This window comes from Pararhodobacter marinus, from assembly GCF_003122215.1.
Lineage (GTDB): Bacteria > Pseudomonadota > Alphaproteobacteria > Rhodobacterales > Rhodobacteraceae > Pararhodobacter > Pararhodobacter marinus.
On sequence record NZ_QEYD01000021.1, the window covers coordinates 1 to 4,468 of the forward strand.

Below are 4,468 nucleotides of genomic sequence, written 5' to 3' on the forward strand. Positions count from 1 at the left end.
GGTGGCGTCACTCGCCCATCTCGGAACGGAAATCGGCAAGCTCGATGCCGAGATCGCCCGGTGTGCCAAGGAGAATGAGGTGGCGCGGCGCCTGATGACAGTCCCGGGGATAGGTCCTCTGATTGCCACGGCCATAGCGGTTCTGGCTCCGCCCCCCGAGACGTTCCGCAAAGCGCGCGACTTCGCGGCCTGGCTCGGGCTCACGCCCCGTCAGCATTCCACAGGAGGCAAGCAGCGTCTCGGGGCCAACACGAAGATGGGCGAACGGTCGTTGCGGCGATTGCTGATCATCGGGGCCAACAGCGTCATCATCAAGCGGCATGTTCATGCCGCTGCCCGGCCGGGCACATGGCTTGGCGAGATGCTGACGCGCAAGCCGCCGATGCTGGTGCGGGTCGCGCTGGCGAACAAAATGGCGCGGATCGTCTGGGCGCTGATGGCCCGAGGCGGCGCCTACCAGTCTCCGACCGCTGCGGCGTAAGCCGTCACTGGTCGCGAGGACGTCGGAGCGGAAGAGGGCAAGGAGACGTTTGGCGCACGGTCGTGAGACGGGATCGGGAGAACCAGAGCGCAACAGAGTGCCATCGAGCACGCGGCTTTGATCTGGACCCGACCTGCGAACACCATACGGGCCCGCGGCGTGATGATGGCCGCAACAGAGGCCGGATACATGTCAGCACCCGACACCGCGCGAAACTGATCCAGAAACCCTCTTGCGCAAGGGGCGGTTATACATGTTGCGCAAATGCTGTGAAGGTTTCACCTTGCGAATCCAGTCTGTTAGTCAGGCTGCATGAGCAGACCCATACCCCCGACCTACAAGACCAGGAACTGGCCAGCCTACAATGAAGCAGTCAAGCGCCGGGGCTCGCTGACGATCTGGTTTGACCCCGAGATGAGCTGGGATGCCGCGCCGACAGGCAGGCGTGGCCGCCAGCAGACCTACAGCGATGCCGCTATCCAGACGTGCCTCTCGATGAAAGTGCTGTTCGGCATGGCGCTCCGGCAGACGACCGGGTTCGTCGAGAGCCTGCTACGGCTGGTCGGCCTGAACTGGACGGTGCCCGACTTCAGCACGCTATCTCGCCGCCAGAAGACCTTGGCCGTGAACATCCCCTACCGCGGCTCCAAGGGGCCGTTGCACCTGCTGATCGACAGCACCGGGATCAAGGTCGAAGGTGAAGGCGAGTGGCACGCACGCAAGCATGGCGGCCCGAAACGGCGCGTCTGGCGCAAGCTCCACCTTGGGATCGATGAAGAAACGTTGGAGATCCGGGCCGTCGAAGTCACCGGGAGCCACATCGGTGATGCGCCCATCCTACCCACCTTCTCGACCAAATCCCGCAGGACCAGGAAATCGGTAGCGTTACGGCTGATGGCGCCTACGACACGCGCAAATGCCACGATGCGATTGCAGATCGCGGTGCCCATGCCGTCATCCCGCCCCGCAAGAACGCGAAGCCCTGGAAGACGATCACCGCCGGAGCCGTGGCGCGAAATGAGGCCCTGCGCGCGGCGAAATACCTGGGCCGCGCGCTCTGGCGACGATGGAGTGGATACCACCGCCGAAGCCGCGTCGAGACAAAGATGCATTGTATCAAGTTGCTGGGCCAGCGGCTCATGGCACGGGACTTCGATCGACAGGTCGCCGAACTCCAGGTCCGCATCGCCGTCCTGAACGGCTACACCGCGCTCGGAATACCCGTCACGGAAGCTGTGGGATAAGTCCGTCCGGGGAAAGGGGAACCTCGGCCTTAAGCCGATTTGTGCATCAGAGCCCTTGACACTAAATAATTAGCTATCTATGTTTTTTCCCGGCGATGGTTCCCCGGAAGAGGAGCCGGATTTCATCGCTGCATCAAACTGGAGGAAATTCATGTCACGGACAGCCAATTTGGCCGGCCCGCGTTCGCGGACCGGAATGGTGGTGCTTTGCCTCGCTCTGACCGCGGGCTTCGCCCCGCTCGCGTCGGCGCAGGAGCAGCCCGCCTTCAACGAACATGCGGGAACCCTGCCGGACGGGACGGCATGGCTGATCCGCGTGCCCGAGAACTGGAATGGTCGACTACTCAGGGATCTGGATTTCGCCAGCAACGTTTCGGTCGCGTCAGCGGTCCAGCGGTATGACGACCTGCTCGGTCGTGGCTATGCCTTCGCCGGGCTCGCCCGGCACCCGCTGCGCCTGTGGCAATACGATCCGCAGCGTGAAATCCTGAATCTACAAGCTGTTCAGGACATTTTCACGGACCTGGAGCGCGCTCCTGACATGGTGCTGCAATACGGCTGTTCTGGCGGAGGGCTCGACAGCCTCGCTTCGGCCGAGGATTACCCGGACAGGATCGACGGTGCCGCCGTGCTTGCCGCCCATACGCCGGTCTGGATCATGAGCAGTTTCCTGGATGGCTGGTTCGCCATGCAGACCCTGCTGGGCGAAAGCTATGAGGCCGCTGGGCACGGTCCGGCCAGCGATCTCGCCATCGTCGGCCTGCCCAATGCCGGAGCGGGTGGCGAGCGCAGCCTTGACGCGATCCGTGCGTCCTGGATGGCCGCCATCGAAACGGCGGGCGAAAGCCCGGAGGGCCGCGCGCGGCTGGCGCTTGCCTTCGCCATCGGACAGTGGTCGCCGTGGATGGTCGAGGGGACCGAACTACCCGACACCGCGGATGCCGGCGCCATGGCCGACATGATCGTGGCCTCGGCGCTGCGCATCGGCGGTAATGTTGGCGGGACCTCGCGGCTTCTGTTCGAAAACGCCGCATCGGGGCAGCAACTTTCCGGGAACGAGGGGGTCGACTATGCCGCCTTCTACCAGAATGCCGCACCCGCGATGGCGCGGACGGTTGAGGCGCTCTACGAACAGGCCGGTTTGGACCTTCAGGCCGACATTGCCAGGATCGACGCCGCCCCCCGCATCGCGGCCTCGGATTATGCGCGCGATTTCTGGGCCGCAGACGGGCGCACGACGACCGGCGATCTGCAGGTTCCGGCGATCCGCATCCACATGCTGGGCGACTGGGCCATTCCCTACACGCTGATGGAAGGCTACGGCGCGCTGGTGCAGGAGCAGGGTACCGGCGATCTGTATCGGCAGTCGCTGGTCCAGGGCACGGGCCATTGCGAGTTCACGGCTGCCGAAAGCACGGCCATCGTCGAGACCCTGGTCGAACGGATCGAAACGGGCGCCTGGCCCGAGACATCGCCCGAGGCGCTGAACGCCGCAGCCGAGGCGCTGGAAACCGGGAGCGCCCCCCGGTTCATCGAACACGGTGATTGGCGCGTGGCAGCCTATAACCGGCCCTGGGTTCCGGCAGAATGAGCCGATGGGGAACTGGCGCTGCGCCGGTTCCCCCACAGGTCCGGTGGCGCAAGTCATTGGTGGACCGTCGCCAACGCGCAGTGGGCATCTCTGGCGAGGGCAAGTGTTCCCATGTCTGGACGACCCCTGCTGCGCAAGCTGGGAATTGACGCGCCTATGCCGAAAGCAGTCATGTCTACGGCCTTTGTGGTGCGGTCTAGCCGCTGGCCCAGATGAAGTCCGCGGATCGGGTCCCAATCAAAATTGCGCGCTTTCTGCGCCTTGACCCCCTGGGGTGTCCCGATCCCCGTGTCGCGTTGCCCTTAAATCTGAGACACGACGCGTTCGGGGATATTTTTTGCCCTTAATTATGAGATTCCACTGCCATCGCGCCTATGCTTTTCGCGCGCTGCCGGGCGATGTAATCGACCGCGGCAAGCAGACGTGGCTCCTTATCGAAGGCGCGCAATAGAGCAACCCTTGCATAGTCGTCGATGCCGGAGCTTGAGATGGCCGCTTTGACCAGTGGACGGGATTGGGCTGCATCAATTGCAGCAAGGCAAAACAGCCTTACTTCCAGCCTGTGGCCCTGAAGAGCGTGTAACGGATCTCCGCGGAAGGCCTTTAATGATATGGCAAAGGTGACCGCGCGCATTGCGCGCCGAAGTTGCTTGGAGCTGCGTAATCGCGCGGCGTATTCAAGCCGCGCGGCGCCGTTGCGCGCACGATTTATCAGCTTTTCGGGCATCTGTTCGCCACTGGCCTTGCCGAGCGTCGGTACAAGTCTCGTCCCACAAACCTGGCAGTCGAATGCCCAGGCTCGCCTCCAATGCTTGAGCGAAAGGCCCTCTCTGGAGCATTGCAGGCAATGCTGGAATGGTATCTGGGCCGTCAGCGAGGCTTCTCGTGTCGCCATTGCTGGGAAGGTCAAAGATCGCACAACATCTGGGTCAATCCGTGCGGCGTTGGCAATCTTCGCCGCCGCTGCCGCGTCGATGTTGAAGTCCAAGGACGTGCCATGAGTTGTATCGATTTCGATATGGGCCAGCAGTTCCGCATCATCACAGTAGTTGGCCGCCGCCAGCCGAGACAACCAACCTGACAACAACTCGTCTGGCAGCGGCGCGACAGTCTTGGGCAGCGGGTGCGGCTTCACACCCCGGACTTCTCGAG

Annotated in this window: 3 protein-coding genes and 1 pseudogene; 3 read left to right on the forward strand and 1 reads right to left on the reverse strand. The window is 63.2% G+C overall.

Features of this window, described 5'->3' with window-relative positions; all coding sequences use genetic code 11:
* The 3 genes and pseudogenes from C4N9_RS21535 to C4N9_RS21545 all read left to right on the forward strand — a co-directional run.
* On the forward strand, positions 1–481 hold a 481-nt coding region (locus C4N9_RS21535; protein ID WP_109535406.1), incomplete at its 5' end, for an IS110 family RNA-guided transposase.
* 312 nt (positions 482–793) lie between these two features.
* A pseudogene (locus C4N9_RS21540) lies at positions 794–1,725 on the forward strand (IS5 family transposase).
* Between the two features lie 151 nt (positions 1,726–1,876).
* Positions 1,877–3,316 (forward strand): hypothetical protein, encoded by a 1,440-nt coding sequence (locus C4N9_RS21545; protein ID WP_232237208.1) that lies wholly within the window; start codon positions 1,877–1,879, stop codon positions 3,314–3,316.
* Between the two features lie 343 nt (positions 3,317–3,659).
* On the opposite strand, the gene C4N9_RS21550 is transcribed toward C4N9_RS21545, so the two are convergent.
* A partial coding sequence (locus C4N9_RS21550; protein ID WP_342748834.1) for a TniQ family protein occupies positions 3,660–4,468 on the reverse strand: 809 nt, incomplete at its 5' end.

What these genes read in the sequence shown, in the direction of transcription:
- C4N9_RS21545 (WP_232237208.1), top strand. Translation starts at nt 1,877, where the DNA reads ATGTCACGGACAGCCAATTTGGCCGGCCCGCGTTCGCGGACCGGAATG.